Annotated in this window: 18 protein-coding genes; 4 read left to right on the top strand and 14 right to left on the bottom strand. The window is 69.3% G+C overall.

All coding sequences use genetic code 11. From position 1 onward, the window contains the following. Positions 1 to 6: 6 nt before the first annotated feature. The 8 genes from ACFSJG_RS05890 to ACFSJG_RS05855 are packed head-to-tail and all read right to left on the bottom strand — an operon-like array spanning position 7 to position 7,660. Positions 7 to 954 (bottom strand): ABC transporter substrate-binding protein, encoded by a 948-nt coding sequence (locus ACFSJG_RS05890; protein ID WP_378484283.1) that lies wholly within the window; start codon positions 952 to 954, stop codon positions 7 to 9. 26 nt (positions 955 to 980) lie between these two features. Then, on the bottom strand, positions 981 to 1,688 hold the full coding sequence (locus ACFSJG_RS05885; protein ID WP_378484282.1) for a class II aldolase/adducin family protein: 708 nt from the start codon (positions 1,686 to 1,688) through the stop codon (positions 981 to 983). Positions 1,689 to 1,697: 9 nt separating this feature from the next. After that, positions 1,698 to 2,852 (bottom strand): LLM class flavin-dependent oxidoreductase, encoded by a 1,155-nt coding sequence (locus ACFSJG_RS05880; RefSeq protein WP_378484281.1) that lies wholly within the window; start codon positions 2,850 to 2,852, stop codon positions 1,698 to 1,700. Continuing rightward, positions 2,849 to 3,889 (bottom strand): LLM class flavin-dependent oxidoreductase, encoded by a 1,041-nt coding sequence (locus ACFSJG_RS05875; protein ID WP_378484280.1) that lies wholly within the window; start codon positions 3,887 to 3,889, stop codon positions 2,849 to 2,851. The genes ACFSJG_RS05880 and ACFSJG_RS05875 overlap by 4 nt, the downstream gene beginning before the upstream one ends. Next, positions 3,886 to 4,935 (bottom strand): ABC transporter substrate-binding protein, encoded by a 1,050-nt coding sequence (locus tag ACFSJG_RS05870; protein WP_378484279.1) that lies wholly within the window; start codon positions 4,933 to 4,935, stop codon positions 3,886 to 3,888. Before ACFSJG_RS05870 ends, ACFSJG_RS05875 begins: the two co-directional genes overlap by 4 nt. A gap of 10 nt (positions 4,936 to 4,945) precedes the next feature. Beyond that, positions 4,946 to 5,743, bottom strand: coding sequence for an ABC transporter ATP-binding protein (locus tag ACFSJG_RS05865; RefSeq protein WP_378484278.1), 798 nt, complete (start codon positions 5,741 to 5,743; stop codon positions 4,946 to 4,948). Further along, on the bottom strand, positions 5,740 to 6,606 hold the full coding sequence (locus ACFSJG_RS05860; protein WP_378484277.1) for an ABC transporter permease: 867 nt from the start codon (positions 6,604 to 6,606) through the stop codon (positions 5,740 to 5,742). The genes ACFSJG_RS05865 and ACFSJG_RS05860 overlap by 4 nt, the downstream gene beginning before the upstream one ends. A gap of 1 nt (position 6,607) precedes the next feature. After that, on the bottom strand, positions 6,608 to 7,660 hold the full coding sequence (locus tag ACFSJG_RS05855) for an NrtA/SsuA/CpmA family ABC transporter substrate-binding protein (protein ID WP_378484276.1): 1,053 nt from the start codon (positions 7,658 to 7,660) through the stop codon (positions 6,608 to 6,610). Between the two features lie 247 nt (positions 7,661 to 7,907). Between ACFSJG_RS05855 and ACFSJG_RS05850 the strand changes: the two genes are divergently transcribed. Further along, positions 7,908 to 8,663: an IclR family transcriptional regulator gene (locus ACFSJG_RS05850; RefSeq protein WP_378484275.1), complete on the top strand. Its 756-nt coding sequence runs from the start codon at positions 7,908 to 7,910 to the stop codon at positions 8,661 to 8,663. Positions 8,664 to 8,741: 78 nt separating this feature from the next. Continuing rightward, positions 8,742 to 10,013, top strand: a complete 1,272-nt coding sequence (locus ACFSJG_RS05845; RefSeq protein ID WP_378484274.1) for an MFS transporter — start codon at positions 8,742 to 8,744, stop codon at positions 10,011 to 10,013. A gap of 7 nt (positions 10,014 to 10,020) precedes the next feature. On the opposite strand, the gene ACFSJG_RS05840 is transcribed toward ACFSJG_RS05845, so the two are convergent. Next, complete coding sequence (locus tag ACFSJG_RS05840) at positions 10,021 to 11,214, bottom strand: MFS transporter (RefSeq protein WP_378484273.1); 1,194 nt, start codon at positions 11,212 to 11,214, stop codon at positions 10,021 to 10,023. Between the two features lie 135 nt (positions 11,215 to 11,349). Between ACFSJG_RS05840 and ACFSJG_RS05835 the strand changes: the two genes are divergently transcribed. After that, positions 11,350 to 11,790: a MarR family winged helix-turn-helix transcriptional regulator gene (locus ACFSJG_RS05835; protein ID WP_378484272.1), complete on the top strand. Its 441-nt coding sequence runs from the start codon at positions 11,350 to 11,352 to the stop codon at positions 11,788 to 11,790. Between the two features lie 61 nt (positions 11,791 to 11,851). On the opposite strand, the gene ACFSJG_RS05830 is transcribed toward ACFSJG_RS05835, so the two are convergent. Together ACFSJG_RS05830 and ACFSJG_RS05825 are read right to left on the bottom strand one after the other, a co-directional pair. Then, on the bottom strand, positions 11,852 to 13,408 hold the full coding sequence (locus ACFSJG_RS05830) for a carboxylesterase/lipase family protein (RefSeq protein WP_378484271.1): 1,557 nt from the start codon (positions 13,406 to 13,408) through the stop codon (positions 11,852 to 11,854). A 171-nt stretch (positions 13,409 to 13,579) separates the two neighbouring features. Beyond that, entirely contained in the window at positions 13,580 to 13,957 is a 378-nt protein-coding gene (locus ACFSJG_RS05825; RefSeq protein ID WP_378484443.1) for a PH domain-containing protein, read from the bottom strand. A 184-nt stretch (positions 13,958 to 14,141) separates the two neighbouring features. Between ACFSJG_RS05825 and ACFSJG_RS05820 the strand changes: the two genes are divergently transcribed. After that, a complete protein-coding gene (locus ACFSJG_RS05820) occupies positions 14,142 to 14,735 on the top strand; it encodes a hypothetical protein (RefSeq protein ID WP_378484270.1) in 594 nt (197 codons plus the stop codon). Positions 14,736 to 14,751: 16 nt separating this feature from the next. Here ACFSJG_RS05820 and ACFSJG_RS05815 read toward each other — a convergent pair whose 3' ends face one another. Genes ACFSJG_RS05815 through ACFSJG_RS05805 form a run of 3 tightly spaced genes read right to left on the bottom strand, consistent with a single transcriptional unit; the run spans position 14,752 to position 17,787 of the window. Further along, the gene (locus ACFSJG_RS05815; RefSeq protein ID WP_378484269.1) at positions 14,752 to 16,497 is read right to left on the bottom strand and encodes an AMP-dependent synthetase/ligase; all 1,746 of its coding nucleotides are present in this window, start codon (positions 16,495 to 16,497) and stop codon (positions 14,752 to 14,754) included. Next, positions 16,490 to 16,948 (bottom strand): MarR family winged helix-turn-helix transcriptional regulator, encoded by a 459-nt coding sequence (locus ACFSJG_RS05810; protein WP_378484268.1) that lies wholly within the window; start codon positions 16,946 to 16,948, stop codon positions 16,490 to 16,492. Before ACFSJG_RS05810 ends, ACFSJG_RS05815 begins: the two co-directional genes overlap by 8 nt. Before the next feature lie 59 nt (positions 16,949 to 17,007). Next, on the bottom strand, positions 17,008 to 17,787 hold the full coding sequence (locus ACFSJG_RS05805) for a GNAT family N-acetyltransferase (RefSeq protein WP_378484267.1): 780 nt from the start codon (positions 17,785 to 17,787) through the stop codon (positions 17,008 to 17,010). Positions 17,788 to 18,029 lie beyond the last annotated feature (242 nt).

Genomic DNA, 18,029 nt, shown 5'->3' with positions numbered 1-18,029 from the left:
CGCGGGTCAGCTCGCCGCGACGGCCTGTGTCGCCGCGACGACATCACCGATCCACGGCACAACGGCGTCCCGGACGTCGACTGTCTTCGGCAGCAGCCCGTTGGCATGCAGCAGGTCGGCGGCGCGCTGCTGCTCGTCGAGGAACTCGTCGGTGACGGGACCGATGCCGAAGGGCCTGCCGCGCAACGCGTCCTCCCACCGGTCCGGATCGGCGGTCCCGCCGCGCCGTTCGGCGTCGTCCACGAAGTACCGGGCCGCCGCGCGCGGGTCGGCGACGATCGCGGCGTCGGATTCCTGCAGTGCCGCGACGATCGCCTCCAGTTCCGCCCGGTGGTTCTCGGCGAACTCCCGCCTGGTGAACCACAGCGACGGATGACTGAAGAGCCCGTCGGTGTCGACGAGGGTGTGCAGCCGCGCCTGCGCCTCGACGCCGGCCAGGCCGGGATAGGCGCCCACCCAGGCGTCGAGCTCGCCGGTGAGCAGCGCCGCCCCGCCTGCGTTCACGTCCACGTCGACCGGCACGATGTCCGACCAGGTGAGCCCGACGCGGTCGAGGGCGAGGAGCACGAGCGTGGTCTGCCAGGAGCCGTGGGCGATGCCGACCCGCTTGCCGCGCAGGTCGGCGGCGGTGCGAATGCCGGAGTCGGCGAGGCTCACAAGTCGCCCGTTCTCCACCCTGGGGCCGGAGATGCCGATGTAGGCGAGGTCGCGGCCCTGTCCGAGTCCGGTGATCGGCGGGGTGAAGCCGGTGCCGATGATGTCGTAGCCACCGGTCTCGAACAACCAGTCGGAGTGCAGGCTCGGCAGCGCGGTCCGAGGATCGACCGTCGGCGAAGCGGGCAGGTCACGCAGATCGACCCACTCGACGTCGGGCAGCCGCTCCTCGAGCAGACCGGTGTGGCGTAACACGAAGAGGGAGTTGTTGTTCGGGAAGTACCCGACACGGATCGTCATCGAAATCTCCTGATCGAGGCCGGTGCTCAGACGAGTCCGCGGCGGCGGGCCTCGTCGAGGAGGCCACTGCGGCCCCACTGCGCGACGAGGTTGGTCTTGTCGAAGTCGACGGTGCCGCCGACGAGTTCACCGATCGCCTGGTACTGGGCTCCCTCCTCGAGGAGGACGACGAACTTCGCGAGTTCGAGCAGGCCCGCGCGACCAATGACGTTGACGCCGCCGTTGGCCTCGAAGATCGCGACGAGGTCCGGATCGTCGACGAGACGGTCGAGGATGAAGTCGCCGGGCGACTGGCTGCGGTCGATGTGCGGCGGGATGTCGCGGGAGAGCGTGAGGCGCTGGGAGGCCGCGTACTTGATGCGCAGCGTGCGGTGGGTCTGGGCGAAGCCGCCGAGCCAGGGGGTGTGCACGTGCACGATCGAGGTGATCTCCGGGTGCTTCCGGAACACCTTCGCGTACCCGGTGACGAACCCGGCCGGTCCGTCACCGGAGAGGACCTCGCCGTCGAAGGTCGCCAGAATCGGCTTGGCGCTGCGGTCCTGCGCCCACGGGCCGGGCTCGTTGAGCGCGACGGCCAGTTCCTCGCCGGGCACCCGCTCGACGAAGTTGACGGTGCCGTTGGCGGAGACGGTGCCGGTGTCGCGGAACACCCGGAACGCGGTGTCGGCCGCCTGGCGGGCGTCCTCGACGAAGGCATCGACGGCCGGGCTGATGCGAGTCTCGGTGGTGGTCATGGGTTTCTCCTATCGGGCGTTCGTGCGGACCGGGGTGGGTGTGGTGTTGCGCAGCAGCGGCAACACCTCCTCGCCCACGCGGTAGGCCTCTTCGAGGTGGGGGTTACCGGCGAGGATGAAGGCGTCCACACCGAGGTCGATCAGTTGGTCGAGACGTTCGGCGACCTGCTCGTAGCTGCCGACGAGTCCGAATGCCGGGCCGCCGCGGATGAGGCTGAACCCGCACCAGACGTTCGGCTGGACCTCGAGGTCGCGGTAGCCGGTGATGGTCTCGGGCACCCAGCCGGCGATCCGGGCGGCGCCGACCGAGTCACCCTGGGCGGCACGGTTGGCGGCGTCGCGGTCGACGAACGCCCACCCCTTCTCGATCTCCGCCCACGCGGCCTCCTCGGTGTGCCGGGCGACGATGTCGATGCGGACCGCGAACTTCGGTGTGCGGCCGATCTTCTCGGAGTGCGCACGGACACCGTCGAACTTGGCGCGCAGGTCGGCGAACGGTTCGAGCCAGGACAGGTAGTAGTCGGAGTGCCTGCCCGCGGCGGCGACGGCGGCACCGGACGACCCGGAGAAGTACACCTCCGGGAACGGCTGCCCCGCGAGCAGCGGCGGGAGCGCGGCGCCGTCGGTGCGGAAGAAGCGGCCGTCGTAGTCGAACGGGGTTCCGTCCCAGACTCCGCGCAGGACGTCGAGGAACTCCGTGGTGCGGGCGTAGCGGTCGTCGTGCGCGACCTTGTCGCCCCACCACAACTGAGGTGCCCCGCCGCCGCCGCTGATGATGTTGTAGACCAGGCGGCCGCCGGTGGCACGTTGCAGGCTCGCGGACATCCGGGCCGCCTGCACCGGGTGCAGGAACCCGGGCTGGAACGCCACCATGAAGCGGTAGGTGTCGCTCTCGCGGGCCAGTGCGAACGCGGTGGCCCAGGGATCCTCGGTGATCGGGAACGACGGCAGCAGCCCACCGACGAATCCGGCGGATTCCGAGGCCTTCACGACGGCGGCCATGTGGTCGATGTAGCTGTAGCCGTCGAGTTCGCCGCGCCGGATGGCGGGTGCGATGTTGCCCGGCCCGTGCCCGCCGGCGTGGCCGCGGTTGTAGCGGCGGGGGGTCCGCAGCGACGCGTGATCGCCTTCCATCCCGATCCGCCAGTAGAAGTCGGTGCTCATGCGTGGCTCTCCGTGGTGAGTGTGCGACCGGCGGGGTCGACGAGGTGCAGGAGGTGCTCGCCGGCCCGGTGCAGCTCCTCGATGTGCGGATGCCCGGTGAGTTCGAACACCTCGAACCCGTGGGTGCGGTACTGCGAGAGTGCCTGCGCCACCTGCTCGTAACTGCCGACGAGTCCGGCACTCCGGCGGTACCCGATGCGGTCGAAGCCGGTCCAGCGGGCACCGTCGCCGGCGAGGGCACGGACGTCGGACTCCCCGGCGCCGGGATGCACCTCTCGCCACTGCCGCAGGACACGGGCCCATGCCTCGTCCTCGGTTTCCCGCGCGACGACGGGCAGGGCCAGACCGGTGCGGACGGTCCGTCCGTGTCCGCTCGCGGCTGCCCGCAATGTCGCCGCCGCGTCGTCGACGCCGGGCCGGTCGTCGAACAGGTGCACGTCGCCGTGCTGCGCCGACAGTGCGAGCGCCTCGGGCGAGTCGCCGGTGAGGTGGACGGTGGGGAACGGGAGTCCGGACAGGATGCCGCGGAACCCGCCGTCCGTGACGTCGTAGTAGTCGCCGCCGAATTCGAAGCCGGTGCCGCCGAAGCGGCCGGGCAGTACCTGCTGCTCGTTCCACACCCCGCGGGCGACGGTGAGGAATTCGGCGGCCCGTCGGTAGCGGTCCGAGTCGGTCACCCGGTCGCCGCGAGCGGCGGCGTCGGCGGCGTCGGTCTCGACCTGCAGTCGCCAGTCCAGTCGGCCGCTCGACAGTCGCTGCAGCGTCGCGGACAGCTTGGCCGCGTACACGGGGGTCCCGAACGCGGGATGGAACTCCACCCCCACCCGGACGTGACGCGTCTGCCGCAGCGCCGACGCGGCGACCACCCACGACTCCTCCCCCGCCGGATCGTAGGGCACGACGATGCCGTCGAGTCCGGACAGTTCGGCGGCGAGGACGACCTGGTCGAGGAAGTCGAACCCGTCGCGGCGGGTGGAGGCGGTGTCGACGTGCCGTCCGTCGCCGCGGACCGGTACCTCCCACAGGAACTCGGTCACGATCCCACCTTTCCGTCGGCGGTGAGCAGCGCCTTCGCCTGTTCCAGTGGCTCCGGCGCGACCCACGAGGCGAGGTCGAAGTCCGCGGCCAGGAAGCCGTGGGTGTAGAGGAACTGCTTCTGGATGTCGAGCAGCTCCAGTCGGTCCGCCGAGAGGGTCGGGTGCAGGCCGCGGTGGAACGAGTCGCCGTAGGCGGCTTCCACACCCGCTGCGCCGGAGAAGGTTTCGCGGGCGAGGACGGCGCGGACCTCGTCGAGGTTGTCGGCGGCCCAGTCCGCGGCGCGCAATGTCTGCGCGAGGAACCCGACGACCAGCTCGGGCCGGGTCTCGAGCAGTTCGGCGTGCACGGTGATCGGACGCGGGGTTCCGTTGTTGACGCGCAACCGCTTCGACTCGGTCGCGTCGAGGTCCACTGCGACGCGCAGACCGTGCTCGCGAGCGACTTCCTGAGCGCGAGCGCCCTTGACGTAGATCGCGTCCACGTCGCCGGCGAGCAACGCGTCGACGCCCCAGGTCGTGACCCTGCGGCCGGACGAGGCCTCGGTACGCACCTGCGGGTTGCGTTCGACCTCGACCTCGACGGGCCGCACGTCGGCCAGGGTCAGGCCACCGAGCCGCAGGGCGCTCGCGAAGCCGTGCAGCGCCATCGCTCGGGGGAAGCTGCGGGCCCTGTCCTGCGCCCACGCCGGAACCGCGATCCGCAGCCCCGCCAGATCTGCGGGGCCGGAGGCGGGAGAGTCCGGTGCGACCAGGATCGCCTGTGCCTCGTCGATCCAGGTCAGGCCGATCAGCCGCGTCGGGGAACCCTCGGCACGAGCGGCGAGCGCGGGGACGTTGCCGCCCTCGCGGATCAGGCCCAGCAGTTGGTGGTCGAAGTGGCGTGGCGCCAGCTCGGGGCCTGCATCCTGCAACACTCCCAGACCGACCCCGGCGTCGGCCGCGGTGTCGCCCAACCAGCCGAGACTGTGTGCGAGTCCGCTGGCGGTGGGCACGGGGCAGCGGGTGTACCAGAGGGTGTCGAGGACGGTGTCGGCTACGGCAGTCATCTCGTGTTCCTTAGGTGGTCGTGGAGGCGGTGGTGCGGCCGACACCCAGCTCGGCGAGGAAAGCCGCGCGGTAGCGCAGCGATTCCGGGTCGGTGCGGTCGCGGGGACGGGCGAGGTCGATGTCGGTGTCGACGGCGAAGCGGCCTTCGTTGAGGATCAGGACCCGATCGGCGAGCCGGACCGCCTCGTCGACGTCGTGCGTGACGAGCAGCACCGCGGGCCGGTGCCGGGCGACGAGGTCCCCGACGAGGTCCTGCATCTGGAGCCGGGTGAGGGCGTCGAGGGCGGCGAACGGTTCGTCGAGGAGCAGCAGTTCGGGCTCGCGCACCAGTGCGCGGGCGAGCGCGACGCGCTGCGCCTCGCCCCCGGACAGGGTCGCCGGCCACTGCCGGGTCTTGCCGTCGAGGTTCACCTCGGCGAGCGCCCGGGTGGCGCGGTCACGCGTCTCGGTCGTGCGGGGTTGCCCGACGGTGACGTTGCCCAGGACCCGCTTGGACGGGATCAGTCGCGGCTCCTGGTACACGGTGGTGCGCCGGGACGGGACGAGAACCTGTCCGGAGTCCGGCTTCTCGAGACCGGTGAGCAGGCGCAGCAGCGTGGTCTTGCCGGTGCCCGAGGGGCCGAGCAGGACGACGAACTCGCCGCGCCGGATCTCGAGGTCGACGCCGTCGAGGACGATCTTGTCGCCGAATGCCTTGTGCAGTCCCGTGATCGACACGGCGACGGGCTGTCCGGCGCGGCGGTCGTTCGCGGTCGCGGCGGTGGGTGCGCGGGTGGCGAGCGGTGGCAGCGGCGCCTCGGGGCTCATCGGATCGCCACCTGTCCACGCCACGGCATCGCGAATCGTTCGATGATCCGGACGATCCCGTCGAACACCAGGCCGAGCAGCGCGTAGAGGACGACGCACAGCACCATGTAGTCGGTGCGGTTGTACTCCTGCGCGAGGGTGACGAGGTAGCCGATGCCTTCGCGGGTGCCGACCTGCTCGGCGGCGATCAGTCCGGTGATGGAGATGGACAGGCAGATGCGCAGCGCCATCAGCACACCGGGCAGCGCCGCCGGCAGGATCGCCTCGACGACCAGACGCGGTCCACGCAGTCCGAAACTCTGTGCAGCCTCGACCATCTTGCGGTCGACGTTGCGGACTCCGAGATAGGTGTACGCATACATCGGGCCGACCGTGGCGACGGTGATCAGCAGCACCTTGAAGGTCTCGTCGATGCCGAACCAGGCGATGAACAGCGGAACGAGCGCGAGGAACGGGATCGCCCGGTTGATCTGCATGGTGGAGTCGATCAGCTCCTCGCCGAGACTCGACAGTCCGGACAGGACCCCGAGGACGAGGCCGATCGTCACTCCGAGCAGCACGCCGAGGGCGGCCCGCTTGAACGAGGCCAGCGAGAAGTCGACCAGCTGTCCGGTCTGGTACAGCTCGGTGAAGGCGGTCCACACCTTCGGCGGTCCCGCGAGGATCTCCTCTGGGATGGCGCCGGTCGCCGACCCGATCCACCAGACCGCGACGATCAGGGCCGGAACCAGGAAGCGCAGCGGAATCGAGACCCATCGTGGGCGGCGGCGGCCGGCGCGGTGCCGCGGCGTCTCGAGTTCGAGTGTTGCGGACTCGGTGCGTTCGTCGCCGCTCGGGGCGCGGGTCGGGTTCAGGATCGCCATGTCAGTTCACCGGGGTCGTGGACGTCGGGGCCTGCGCCAGCTTCTCCTGCAGGGGGTAGAAGACGTCGTCGGCGGTGACGGCGCGGGTGATGACGCCGTTCGCGTAGAACAGGTCCGCGACCTCCTGCAGGTCCTCGGCGTCATCGGCGGTCGGGTAGTGCGGCACCGATGCGCGGCGGCCTCGGTCGATGGCGCGCTCGAGCCGGTCGCCCGACAGTGCGCGCGGGCCTGCCGTCTCGAAGACGTTCTGGAAGTCCTCCGGGTTGGCGCGCTGGCGTTCGGTCAGCTGCTGCAGTGTCTCGAGGTACTTCGCCGCGACGTCGGGGCGCTGCTCGAGCACCTCGGTCCGGAACGCGACGATCGTGTTGTCGGTCGAGTCGATGCTCGCCTCGGTGGCGATCTCCACGCCACCGCGGGCCTTCGCCTCCGCGTACGGATCGTTGAACGAGGCCCAGGCGTCGACCTGACCGGTGGAGAACGCGGAGGCGGCGTCCGACGGCTGCAGGGGAACCCGCTCGACCTGATCGAACGGAATCCCGGCCTGCTTCAGGGCTTTCAGGGTGATGTATTCGCCCTTACCCGCGGGGTTGACGGCGATGCGCTTGCCGACGAGATCCTTCACCTGGGTCACTCCGGAGTCCGGGGAGGCGAGGATGCCGGCCTGGTCCTGGTCGACGGGGTCGGCGACGGCGATGATCCGCACGCCGACGTCCTTGGACAGCGCGCCGACGACGGGGCTGTAGGCGCCACCTGACACGTCGAGCTGGCCGGCGTTGAACAGCTTGAGGTTCGCACTGAATGCCGGTGGCGCGTTGACCCATTCGACCTTCGCGCCGAGGGGTGCGAGCGCCTCGTCGAAGGTGCCGTCCCGCTTGGCCACCGCGAGCGGGCCGGCGTTGCCGACGTCGGTGACCTTGAGGACGAAGGTGGGTTCGCTGCCGGAGGAAGCCTCGGTCGTGTCGTCCCCGCCGGATCCACACGCGGCGACGAGTGCGACGACGGGGAGGATCGCGAGCACGGCGCGGGTCCGGTGCAGTCGGCGGGTGGGTGACATCGAATTCGACTCCTGTCGGGGGTGGGGACGATGGCGTCGACGCTAGGGCGCTCTCTCGCCGCTGCCCAGCCATTGCTTTCCACTGATCGGAAAGGTTGACGGCGGCGAACATCGGTGATTCACGGTGATCACCCCGCCAACTACCAGCAGGATCCTCGGCAGTCACTGGGCTGCGCCCCCCGGGTTCTTTCCGTTCCACGGAAAACAGAGACCTGGACCGGCGCCCATCCTGTGCTAGCTTCACCGCGTGTCGTCCGAATCCCGCCCCACCGGTTCGCTCCAGTCGCTGACGCGCGCGCTCGCGGTGCTCGGATGCTTCCGCAGCGGCGAGGAACTCGGCGTCTCCGAGGTCGCACGCAGGCAGGGGCTCGCCGTCAGCACCACCCATCGGCTTCTCGCCGCCCTCGTCGAGACCGGGTTCCTCGACCGCGTCGAGGCGACCAGCCGCTACCGCCTCGGAGGGGCGCTCGCCGAGTACGGGCAGATCGCGTATCGGCAGCACCGCATCCACCTCGCCGAGCCGCATCTCGAGGAGCTCGCGACGATCACCGGCGCGAGCGCGTCGATCGCCACCCGGCACGGGAACGACGCCGTCCTACTCGGAACCAGTCGCTGGCGGGAGGCCGACGGGAACGATCTGCAGGGTCTGCGCCTGCCACTGCACGCGAGCGCGCTCGGCAAGGTCCTGTTGGCGTGGGCGCCGACCACCGACGACGAGTTGGCGCGACTGCCGTACGAAACCGGTACGGCGCGTTCGGTACCCGGCCCGGCGGAACTGGGGAAGGAACTGGCTCTGACACGCGAACGCGGCTACGCCTTCAACGACGAGGAACTCGAGCACGGATTCCGCACGATCGGCGTCCCGATCTGCGGCGACGCCGACCGGGTGCGGTTCGCCCTCGGGCTGCGTGGCCCGGTCGACCTGATGATCGATCAGCGGATCCCGTTCCTCGTCGACCTCGCGAAGGTGACGGCCGGCGAGATCTCCGCCGTGCTCGGCTGAGGGATGCAAATTCGGTCGCGCGACCGCAGGCGGTGCGGCTAGCGTCGAGTCATGTCTCCTCCGTGAAAGAGCCCTGACATGAGCACCTCGACGGTCACCGACACCCGACGCCACCTGCCGCTGATCCTGATCAATCTGGCGGTCCTGCTGTCGGCGACGGGTAACGGCATCACAATCGTCGCCCTGCCCTGGCTGGTCCTCCAGCAGACCGGCCGCGCCACCGACGCGGCGGTCGTCGCCGGCGCCGCGACTCTGCCGCTGCTGTTGTCATCGCTGTTCTCCGGGACCGTGGTCGACCGCTTCGGACGCCGCCCCACCTCGCTGGTGTCCGACGCACTGTCGGCGGTGTCGGTGGCGTTGATCCCCCTGGCCGCGGCCACCGTCGGACTGTCGGTCCCGCTGATCGCCGCGCTCGCCGCGCTCGGCGCCGCGTTCGATCCGGCGGGCATGTCCGCCCGTGAGGCGATGTTGCCTGCTGCGACGCGGGCGGCGCAGTGGCCGATCGACCGCGTGAACAGCGTGTACGAGGCGAACTTCAACGTCGCGTACCTGGTCGGCCCGGGTATCGGCGGCGTCCTCATCGCGACGGTCGGACCGGTGAACACCCTGTGGGTGACCGCGGCGTGCTTCCTCGCATCCATCGCGGTGATCGCGTTCCTGAAACTGGAGGGAGCGGGCGTCCCCCACCGCGACGCGCGTCCGTCGTCGATGTGGTCCGGCACCCTCGAGGGCCTGAAGTTCGTGTGGCGCAACCGCCTCCTGCGCACCCTCGCGCTGGTGGACATGGCGATCGTGGCGCTGTACATGCCGATCGAAAGTGTTCTGCTTCCGGTGTATTTCACCGATCTCGGGCAGCCGGCGCAGCTGGGTTGGGTGCTGATGGCGATGAGCCTGGGTGGTGTGGTCGGTGCGCTGGGCTACGGCGCACTGGCCGCGCGGGTGCGTCGCCGCACGGTGATGCTGGTGGCGGTCGCGGTGCTCGGCGCGTGCATGGTCGCGTTCGCGTTCCTCCCGCCGTTGTGGGCGATGCTCGCCATCGCCGCGGTGATCGGCCTCGTGTACGGGCCGGTGGGCCCGATCGCGAACTACGCCATGCAGACCCGCTCCCCCGAGCACATGCGCGGACGGGTCGTCGGCGTGATGACGTCCACCGCCTATGCGGCCGGCCCGCTGGGCTACATGCTCGCAGGCCCGCTGATCGACGCCGCGGGCCTGACCGCGACGGCGATCGCGCTGGCGGTTCCGGTGTGCGTGATCGCTGCGGTGTGCGTCGCGCTACCCGCATTGCGCGAGCTCGACGACGAGGTTGCACCACTGTGGACGTCCGCGGAGGGCGCCGTCGACGGGTGAGCCCCCGTCAGGCGGCGATCGGCACCTCCCGTCCCGCCTCGAGCCGGGAGGTCGTCGACCGCCGCTCGACCGCCGTCGCGATCAGCAGCACCAGGAGCCCCGCCGCGGTGACACCGGCGCCGATCCAGATGGGTGCCGTGAAGCCGAGGCCCGCGGCGATCGCGAGTCCACCGAGCCAGGCACCGAGGGCGTTGCCGACGTTGAATGCCGCGATGTTGGCACCCGACGCCATCGTCGGCGCCGCGGCCGCGTGGTTCATGATCCGCATCTGGAACCCGGGGACGGTGGCGAAACCGAAGGCGCCCATCAGGACGAGCGACACCACGGTGGCCGGCTTGCTGTCGGCGGTCGATGCGAACACGACCAGCACCGCCGTAAGCGCGACGAGGGTCGTGACGAGGGTGGCGGTCAGTGCCCGGTCGGCGGCGCGACCGCCGAGGGTGTTGCCGAGGACGAGCCCGGCACCGAACAGCACCAGCAGCCACGGCACCGTCGTGGACGCGAACCCGCCGACCTCGGTGAGCGTGTACGCGATGTAGGTGAACGCGCCGAACATGCCGCCGAACCCGAGGATGGTGATCGCGATCGAGAACCACACCTGCGGCGAGCGGAAGGCGCGCAGCTCCGTGCGCAGGCCACCGGTTGCGCCGCGCCCCGCCGAGGCGGGCACGAGCGTCGCGATTCCGATCAGCGCGGCAACGCCGATCGCGGTGATGACCCAGAACGTCGACCGCCATCCGAACTGCTGGCCGATGAAGGTTCCCATCGGCACACCGAGCACGTTGGCGAGGGTCAGTCCGGTGAACATCATCGCGATGGCGCCCGCCCGCTTGCCGGGCGCGACGAGGTCGGCGGCGACGACCGCGCCGATTCCGAAGAACGCACCATGGCAGAGGGCCGCGACGATGCGGCCGGCGAGCATCACGTCATAGGTGGGTGCGAGTGCGCTGAGCGCGTTGCCGGCGATGAACAGGACGAGCAGCCCCATCAGTACCCGCTTGCGGTCGAACCGTCCGGCGGCTGCGGTCAGTACGACACCGCCGACTGCGACGGCGAGCGCGTAGCCGGAGATCAGGTGCCCGGCGGTCGCCTCGGTGACGCCGAAGTCGCCGGCGACCTCCGGTAGTAGTCCCATGATCACGAACTCGGTGAGTCCGATACCGAAGCCTCCGAGGGCCAGGGCGAGCAGGCCGAGTGGCATCCGAAATCCTCACATTCGATTGCTTGAGCAGATATGACGCGCATGCAGTAGTTGCAGGCGCGCCATAAATAGTTGCACGCGCCGACTACCCGCGCAAGCCGGTACACTGGGCGGCACAGGTGTGAGGAGGTCACTGTGGGGATCGCGGATGACGCCGTCGAGGTACGCGCGAAGGGCTGGCGAACGCTCGCCGCCCTGCACGGACTGCTGGACACCGAACTCGAACGCGCCCTGCAACGCGAACACGACCTCTCGGTCGTCGAGTTCACCGTCCTCGATGCGCTCGGCAGGCAGGACGGTTGGCACATGCGCATGGCGCAGCTCGCCCGCGCGGCAGCCCTGAGCAGCAGCGCGACGACGCGGCTCGTCAACCGGCTGGAGGACCGCGGACTACTTGCCCGCTACCTGTGCGAGGACGACCGCCGCGGGATCTACACCGAGGTCACCGAGGCGGGGCGGGCGCTGCTCGACCGTGCCCGACCCACCCACGACGCGACGCTCGAGGCGTCGTTGGAGAGCGCCCGCGCGACGCCGGAACTCGCGCCGCTGGTCGACGCACTGCACGCACTGCGCTGACCGGACCTGTGCGTGGTTTTGGTAGTTCCCACTACCAAAACCACGCACAGGTGCGAAGCGGCTAGCTGAAGCCCATCACCTGGGTTCCCCATGCGGCGCGCAGGTCGTGTTCGGGGTCGGAGACGACGGTGTCGGTCTTGTCGATGATCAGCGTCAACCGGGCCTCCCCGGTGTACGGGGTCCAGTGCTTGGACCCGTCGAGGGCGGCGGGAACACCGTGTGCGGCGAACGCGAGCCAGCGTCGCTGCACCCGGCCGGACACCTCCGTCGCGACCTTGCGCCCTCCGAGCCAGAAGGTGGGGTCCACGTTCAGGGTGCCGAAATTGCCGAACACATAGGGCAATTCGGTTGCGTGACTGGCACCGACGCGGGCGGCGCGCAGCATCGGCGTCGCGTGGTCGAAGCGGTAGACCCACGTTGGCGCGTGCTGTGAGTGGGCGTCGGCGATCCAGGTGCACGGCATCCGGAACGCGGCGTCCCTCGACACGGCCATCGCACCCGACGACTTCGCGAAGTCGGGGTACGCGGAGACGATGTCGGCGATCTTCGTCGGTGGCATGTCGGGGTGATCGGAGGCGATCGCCGTGAACATCTGGTTCACGGTGTCGGCGGTGACGGGCATGATCGGCGACCGGGTGAGCCGGAAGATCGACGCCTCGTCCTTGTTGGTCCCGATGATCAGCGGGATCTTGTGCGCGAGCCCCTTCTGGAAGGCGGCGACGGGGTACTTCGGCACCAGGTCACGGTCGACGACGGGTGCCATCGCGAGGGTGCCGGGCACCGAGGTGATCACCTCGTCGAGCAGTTTGTCGCCGATCTTGGTGAGTTCCTCGAACGGCAGATCGAGGAGCGTGCCCGCCTCGGTCGGCTCGATTCCGGCGAGTTCGAGGAAGCGGGTCGCGACCGCGGCGGCACGGTCGGCGCCGTACACCGATGTCGCCGGCGCGCTCTGCGCGATCGCCCGGTGGAAGAGTCCCTCGGCGCGCGGCGACGTCATCAGTGTGGTGATCGATCCGGCCCCAGACGACTCCCCGAACACGGTGACGGCGCCGGGGTCGCCGCCGAATGCGGCGATGTTGTCGCGGACCCATTCGAGGGCGGTGATCTGGTCGCGCAGACCGACATTGGACTCGAACCCGTCACCGAAGGAGGACAGGTCGAGGAAGCCGAACACACCGAGCCGGTAGTTGATCGTGACGACGATCAGGTCGCCGGCCTCGGCGAGCCGGCGACCGTCGTACACCGTTTGGGAGGAGGCACCGACGCAGTAGGCGCCGCCGTGGATCCACACCATAACCGGGCGAGGAACGCCGTCCGGACGCGGTGCCCACACGTTGAGGGACAGGCAGTCCTCGGCCTGGATCATGTTCGGATCCATCGGCACCTGCATCGCCTTGGCCTGCGGCGCGATCGGACCGAAGTCGGTGCAGTCCCGAATACCGTCCCAGCCGGTCACGGGGAGCGCGCTGCGGAAGCGGCGCTCCTCACCCGCCGAGGCGTAGGGGATGCCCTTCCACACGAGCAGCTCGCCTGCCCGGTGTCCTCGTACGTCACCGCCGCTCACGCGCACGGTGGCGTCGTCCGTCGCGCCCACTGTTGCATCGTCGTCGATCTGCACGGAAGCCTCCCTTCGGCCCGCATCATCTCGTTCGCCAAGGTACCAAGTCAGGCTGAGAATCCTGGGCTACTCGTGACAGAGTTCGCGATCGCGATGCGCTGTGACAGGCCGCGACGGTTGTCCCGATCCGGTGTGTCCGTCGAATCAGGACAACCGCGCGAAGTGGATCGCCTACCCGGCGATGAAGTGGGCGAGCATCGCCTGCACCTCGTAGATGTTCGCGCTCTTGGAGAACTGCTTCTGGATCGGCATCGAGCTTCCCGACACCCAGATCTTCAGTTCGGCATCGAGGTCGAACGATCCCGACGTCTCGACGGAGAACTGGGTGATCGACTTGTAGAGAACGCTGTGGTACTCGACCTTGCGGCCGGTGATGCCCTGCTTGTCGATGAGGATCAATCGGCGGTTGGTGAAGAGCAGCGAATCGCGCACCACCTGGTAGGCAGCGTGAATCTGCTCGCCGTGCCCGAGCAGCTTGCCGAACTCGTTGGTGGCGGCTGCGGGATCGATCGCCCCGGCGTTGCCCATCAACCCGTCCATCAACCCCATGGTGGTCTCCTTCTCGTTCCGATTCAACCGCGCATCCTACGGACCACGCGATCGGGTCCGGCAGGGTAGCTGTACCCGGCCTCCTCCGAGGCCCGGGTGGTGGCGACGCACGTCCCGACGATCGGGGGAGTCCGCATCTCGGGGGTTCGATTCCTGCCGCGCCATGGAGACCTACGATGACGCAATGCGCGCCCGCCGGACCTGTGCCCTGATCACCGTCGCCCTCGGTGCGTCCCTGTCTGCGTGCGGTGAGGCCGTCGACGGCACGCCGACGGCGAACGACACGGGCGCCGTGACCGCGTCGACGCAGACGTCGGCGCCCACTCGGAGCACTCTGCCGCCGGTCACGACGACAGCCGCGACCACCACGCAGGCCCCGGCCGCTCAGGTCGCGGAGTACATGGGAACCGCCAACGGGTCCTACTACTTCACCAGTCCCAGTTCGAAATTCGAGTGCGCTGTCGTGACCGCACCGAATCCGGTCGCCGGCTGCCACGGCGCGCTGCCGCCGGACGCGCCGACCGTGAATCCCGCGAGTGGTACCGGCACGGTGGCGCCGAACTCGATCAGGGTGACCGGTTCGGGTCCTGGCGAGTTCGTCAGCACGGGCGACCCCGCGTTCCACCGCTTCGATGCACCTGCGAAGGCACTGCCCTACGGCTCGCCGCTGCGGGTGCAGGGGTTCACGTGCACTGTCGACGAGACGATGGGCGTCACCTGCTCGAGCTCGGCGGGTCACGGCTTCACGGTCTCGGACCGTGCGTACCGGCTCTGGTGACGACGCCACCGTCTCGCTAGCTGTACAGCGTCTCGATCTCGTCGCGGTAGCGCTCGGACACCACGTTCCGCTTGATCTTGAGGGTGGCGGTGAGTGCACCGTTCTCCTCGGTCAGGTCGTGGTCGAGGATGACGAACTTCTTCACCGCCTCGGCATGGGAGACGAGCGAGTTCGCGTCGTCGATCACCGTCTGCACCGCCGCCCGCACGTCGGCGCCCTCACCGTTCGCGGCGCGCCACCGCGCGAGAGCGTCGGCGTCGAGGGTCACGAGTGCGCCGATGAACGGCCTGCCGTCCCCGACGACGACGGCCTGCGACACGAGCTCGTGCGACCGCATCCGGTCCTCCATCGGGCCCGGCGACACGTTCTTGCCGCCGGCGGTGATGAGGAGGTCCTTCTTGCGGCCCGTGATGGTCAGGTACCCGTCCTCGTCGATCGAACCGAGGTCTCCCGTTCGGAACCACGGCCCGTCGAAGACGGCATCGGTTGCGGCGTCGTTCTTCCAGTAGCCGCCGAACACCACACCGCCACTGAGTTCGATCTCGCCGTCCGGGGCAATCCGGACGGCGTTTCCGCCCATTGGTTGCCCGACACTGCCGATGCGTTGCGCGCCCGGAACGTTCACGCAGTGCGCCGCTGTCGATTCCGTCAGTCCGTAGCCTTCGTAGACGGGGACACCCACACCGCGGAAGAAGTGCCCGAGGCGCGGCATCAGCGCACCGCCTCCGGAGATCGCCCACCAGCACTCGCCGCCGAGGACGGCACGCAGCCTCGAGTAGACGAGCTTGTCCGCGACGAAGTGCTTGAGACGCAGCATGATCGGCACGCGCCCGGTGTCGAGGGCTTCGCTGTACGCGACGGCCGTTGATTCGGCGAAATCGAAGATCCGCTTCTTCACGGCGCCGCCGGCGGACGCCTGCTGTGCCGCGCCGTCCTTGACCTTCTCGAACACTCGCGGGACACCGAGGATCACGTTCGGGCGATACCGTCCGAACTGCGGGACGATCGTGCCGAAGTCGGACCAGTGTGCCTGCGCTCCACCGGCTTCGAACATCGCCAGTGACACCGCCCGCGCGAGGACGTGCGCGAGCGGCAGGAAGGTGAGCATCCGGTTTCCCGGCTGCGCGACCTCGCCGATGCTGGCCGCAAGGATGCCCCGCACCTCGGACAGGAAATTGCGGTGCGTGAGGACGCAACCCTTCGGGCGGCCGGTCGTCCCGGATGTGTACACGAGTGACGCGAGGTCGTCGGCGCGGAGCGCGTTCAGTCGCTGATCGACGGCGGTGTCGTCGAGGTCCGCACCGGAGGCGAGGAGTGTGTCGATGGCGGCGTCGTCGATCTGCAGCAACCGGACGTCGGTTCCCGCGAACGCCTGGGCGTGGGACGCGGTCTCGACGACGGCGACGCTCGCACCGGAGTCGTCCACGATCCAGTGCACCTGCTCCGGGGACGACGAGTCGTACACCGGCACCGACACCGCGCCGGCCGCCCAGATGGCGAAGTCGAGCAGGGTCCACTCGAACCTGGTCGCGGACATCAGGATGACCCGGTCACCCGCCTGGACTCCGCCTTGGATCAAGCCCTTCGCGACGCCGGTGACCAGTTCCGCAAACTCGGCTGCGGTGACGTCGACCCAGTCCTCGCCCAGCGGCCGTGAGAACAGAACGAGGTCCGGTGTCTGTCGAGCGTGCCGGAACACGGTCCGGACGAGCGCGTCGTCGTCACTGATGGTGAAGGTGGGCGCGGTCGCATATTCACGCATTCGAGTCGCCTCCGCGGGTGTGGTTGTCGGGATTCGGTGCAGTCGATCGGAACTGGTGCAGCAGTCGGGCGAACGTGTCGACGTCGCCGGTTGGCCAGTCCCGGACCCGGTCGGCGACCTCGGCCTGCCGACTTCTGTTCGCGGCGTCGAGGATCCGCGTGCCGTCGGAGGTGAGGGTCAGTGGGTGTCCGCTGCGAACGGGACCGATGTCGGCGCTGACCCACCCGCTGTCGACGCACGTCTTGATCTGCCGGGAGACCGTCGACCTGTGCACTCCGAATGCGTCGGCTATCTGGGTGGCGCGACACCCGGGATTGCGGTCGACGTACGAGAGGACGGAGTGCTGCGCGAACGTCGGACTGTCGGCGTCCGCCCGTTCGCCGGTCATCAGTTGCCGGACCAGGTGCACCAGTTCATCGTGCACCAGCGCCACGGACACACTGTGTTGCATGCCGCAACTATAGCGCCGTCACATCCGGGTCCGATACCCCGGGTAGCGAACGACCGGTTTCAGAGCGCGAACTCGGTGTACGACCCGACGCGTGAGAATCCGATCCGGGTGTAGATCGACTCGCCGGCATCGCTGGCCTGCAGTACGCCGGTCTCGACACCGGCCCGCCGTGCGACGTCCAGGGCGAACAGGGTCACCGAGGTTCCGTGTCCCCGCCGCCGGTAGTCGTCGAGGGTGACGACGCCGTACAGGCCGGCGACGCCGTCGCCGATGTGTACCTCCGCGCCGCAGACCGGCCTGTTCCCCACGTATCCGACGACGAAGGAACTGGCAGACGACGCCGACAGGGCGGCGGTCGCCACGCCGTCGAAGAACAGCGGGACGGTCGGCGATGACGGCGTCCAGTTCGCCGCCATGAGTGCCGCGTAGTCGCGCAGGCCGACCTCGTCCTTCACGATCTCGATACGCAGGTCGCCACTCGGCACCTGTAGCGGTACATCCGAAAGCTGTGCGGCCATGGCGGATTCGGATTCGTGCGGGTTCCACCCGTGCTGCGGGAGCAGCTCGGTCAGGTCGGCAGGCGTCGACGCAGGCCCGACCCACCAGGAGAAGGGGAGGCCCGATTTCCGGACGAGTTCGGTGGTCGCGTCGATTCGCAGCGGCGCACTCTCTGCGGTGAACCGGGCACGGCACACGAGGTTGAAGGTGTCGTCGGCGATCCCGCTCGCGGCAACGGTCAGGTCGTCGGCCGCGTGCACTCGCGCTCCGGGCAGCGCCTGGTGGAGGTGGGATGCGTGCGAGGCGAGGTTCGCGTCCATAGCCTCGAGCAGTCGATCCACGCCCCGATCATATGACTGCCCCACCCTTCCCCCGCCACAGCCCACCTCGTCGCGTGTGGCTGAACGTGGCGTTCATGCGGTTGGAGGAGGTGAAGGTGACGTTCAGCCGAACCGACCGGTGGCCGGTGGGTGGGTCCCGAAACGCGAAAAAGCCCCGGAACCATCACTGGTTCCGGGGCTTCCCCTGATGTTATGTACGGCGGTGTCCTACTCTCCCACACCCTGTCGAGTGCAGTACCATC

The organism is Rhodococcus gannanensis, from assembly GCF_042681175.1.
Taxonomy (GTDB): domain Bacteria; phylum Actinomycetota; class Actinomycetes; order Mycobacteriales; family Mycobacteriaceae; genus Rhodococcus_G; species Rhodococcus_G gannanensis.
The sequence above is the reverse complement of the archived record's forward strand: the minus strand, read 5'-3'. Positions and strand labels throughout refer to the sequence as shown.

What these genes read in the sequence shown, in the direction of transcription:
- ACFSJG_RS05890 (WP_378484283.1), bottom strand. Translation starts at nt 954, where the DNA reads ATGACGATCCGTGTCGGGTACTTCCCGAACAACAACTCCCTCTTCGTG.
- ACFSJG_RS05885 (WP_378484282.1), bottom strand. Translation starts at nt 1,688, where the DNA reads ATGACCACCACCGAGACTCGCATCAGCCCGGCCGTCGATGCCTTCGTC.
- ACFSJG_RS05880 (WP_378484281.1), bottom strand. Translation starts at nt 2,852, where the DNA reads ATGAGCACCGACTTCTACTGGCGGATCGGGATGGAAGGCGATCACGCG.
- ACFSJG_RS05870 (WP_378484279.1), bottom strand. Translation starts at nt 4,935, where the DNA reads ATGACTGCCGTAGCCGACACCGTCCTCGACACCCTCTGGTACACCCGC.
- ACFSJG_RS05865 (WP_378484278.1), bottom strand. Translation starts at nt 5,743, where the DNA reads ATGAGCCCCGAGGCGCCGCTGCCACCGCTCGCCACCCGCGCACCCACC.
- ACFSJG_RS05860 (WP_378484277.1), bottom strand. Translation starts at nt 6,606, where the DNA reads ATGGCGATCCTGAACCCGACCCGCGCCCCGAGCGGCGACGAACGCACC.
- ACFSJG_RS05855 (WP_378484276.1), bottom strand. Translation starts at nt 7,660, where the DNA reads ATGTCACCCACCCGCCGACTGCACCGGACCCGCGCCGTGCTCGCGATC.
- ACFSJG_RS05845 (WP_378484274.1), top strand. Translation starts at nt 8,742, where the DNA reads ATGAGCACCTCGACGGTCACCGACACCCGACGCCACCTGCCGCTGATC.
- ACFSJG_RS05840 (WP_378484273.1), bottom strand. Translation starts at nt 11,214, where the DNA reads ATGCCACTCGGCCTGCTCGCCCTGGCCCTCGGAGGCTTCGGTATCGGA.
- ACFSJG_RS05825 (WP_378484443.1), bottom strand. Translation starts at nt 13,957, where the DNA reads ATGGGGTTGATGGACGGGTTGATGGGCAACGCCGGGGCGATCGATCCC.
- ACFSJG_RS05820 (WP_378484270.1), top strand. Translation starts at nt 14,142, where the DNA reads ATGCGCGCCCGCCGGACCTGTGCCCTGATCACCGTCGCCCTCGGTGCG.
- ACFSJG_RS05815 (WP_378484269.1), bottom strand. Translation starts at nt 16,497, where the DNA reads ATGCGTGAATATGCGACCGCGCCCACCTTCACCATCAGTGACGACGAC.
- ACFSJG_RS05810 (WP_378484268.1), bottom strand. Translation starts at nt 16,948, where the DNA reads ATGCAACACAGTGTGTCCGTGGCGCTGGTGCACGATGAACTGGTGCAC.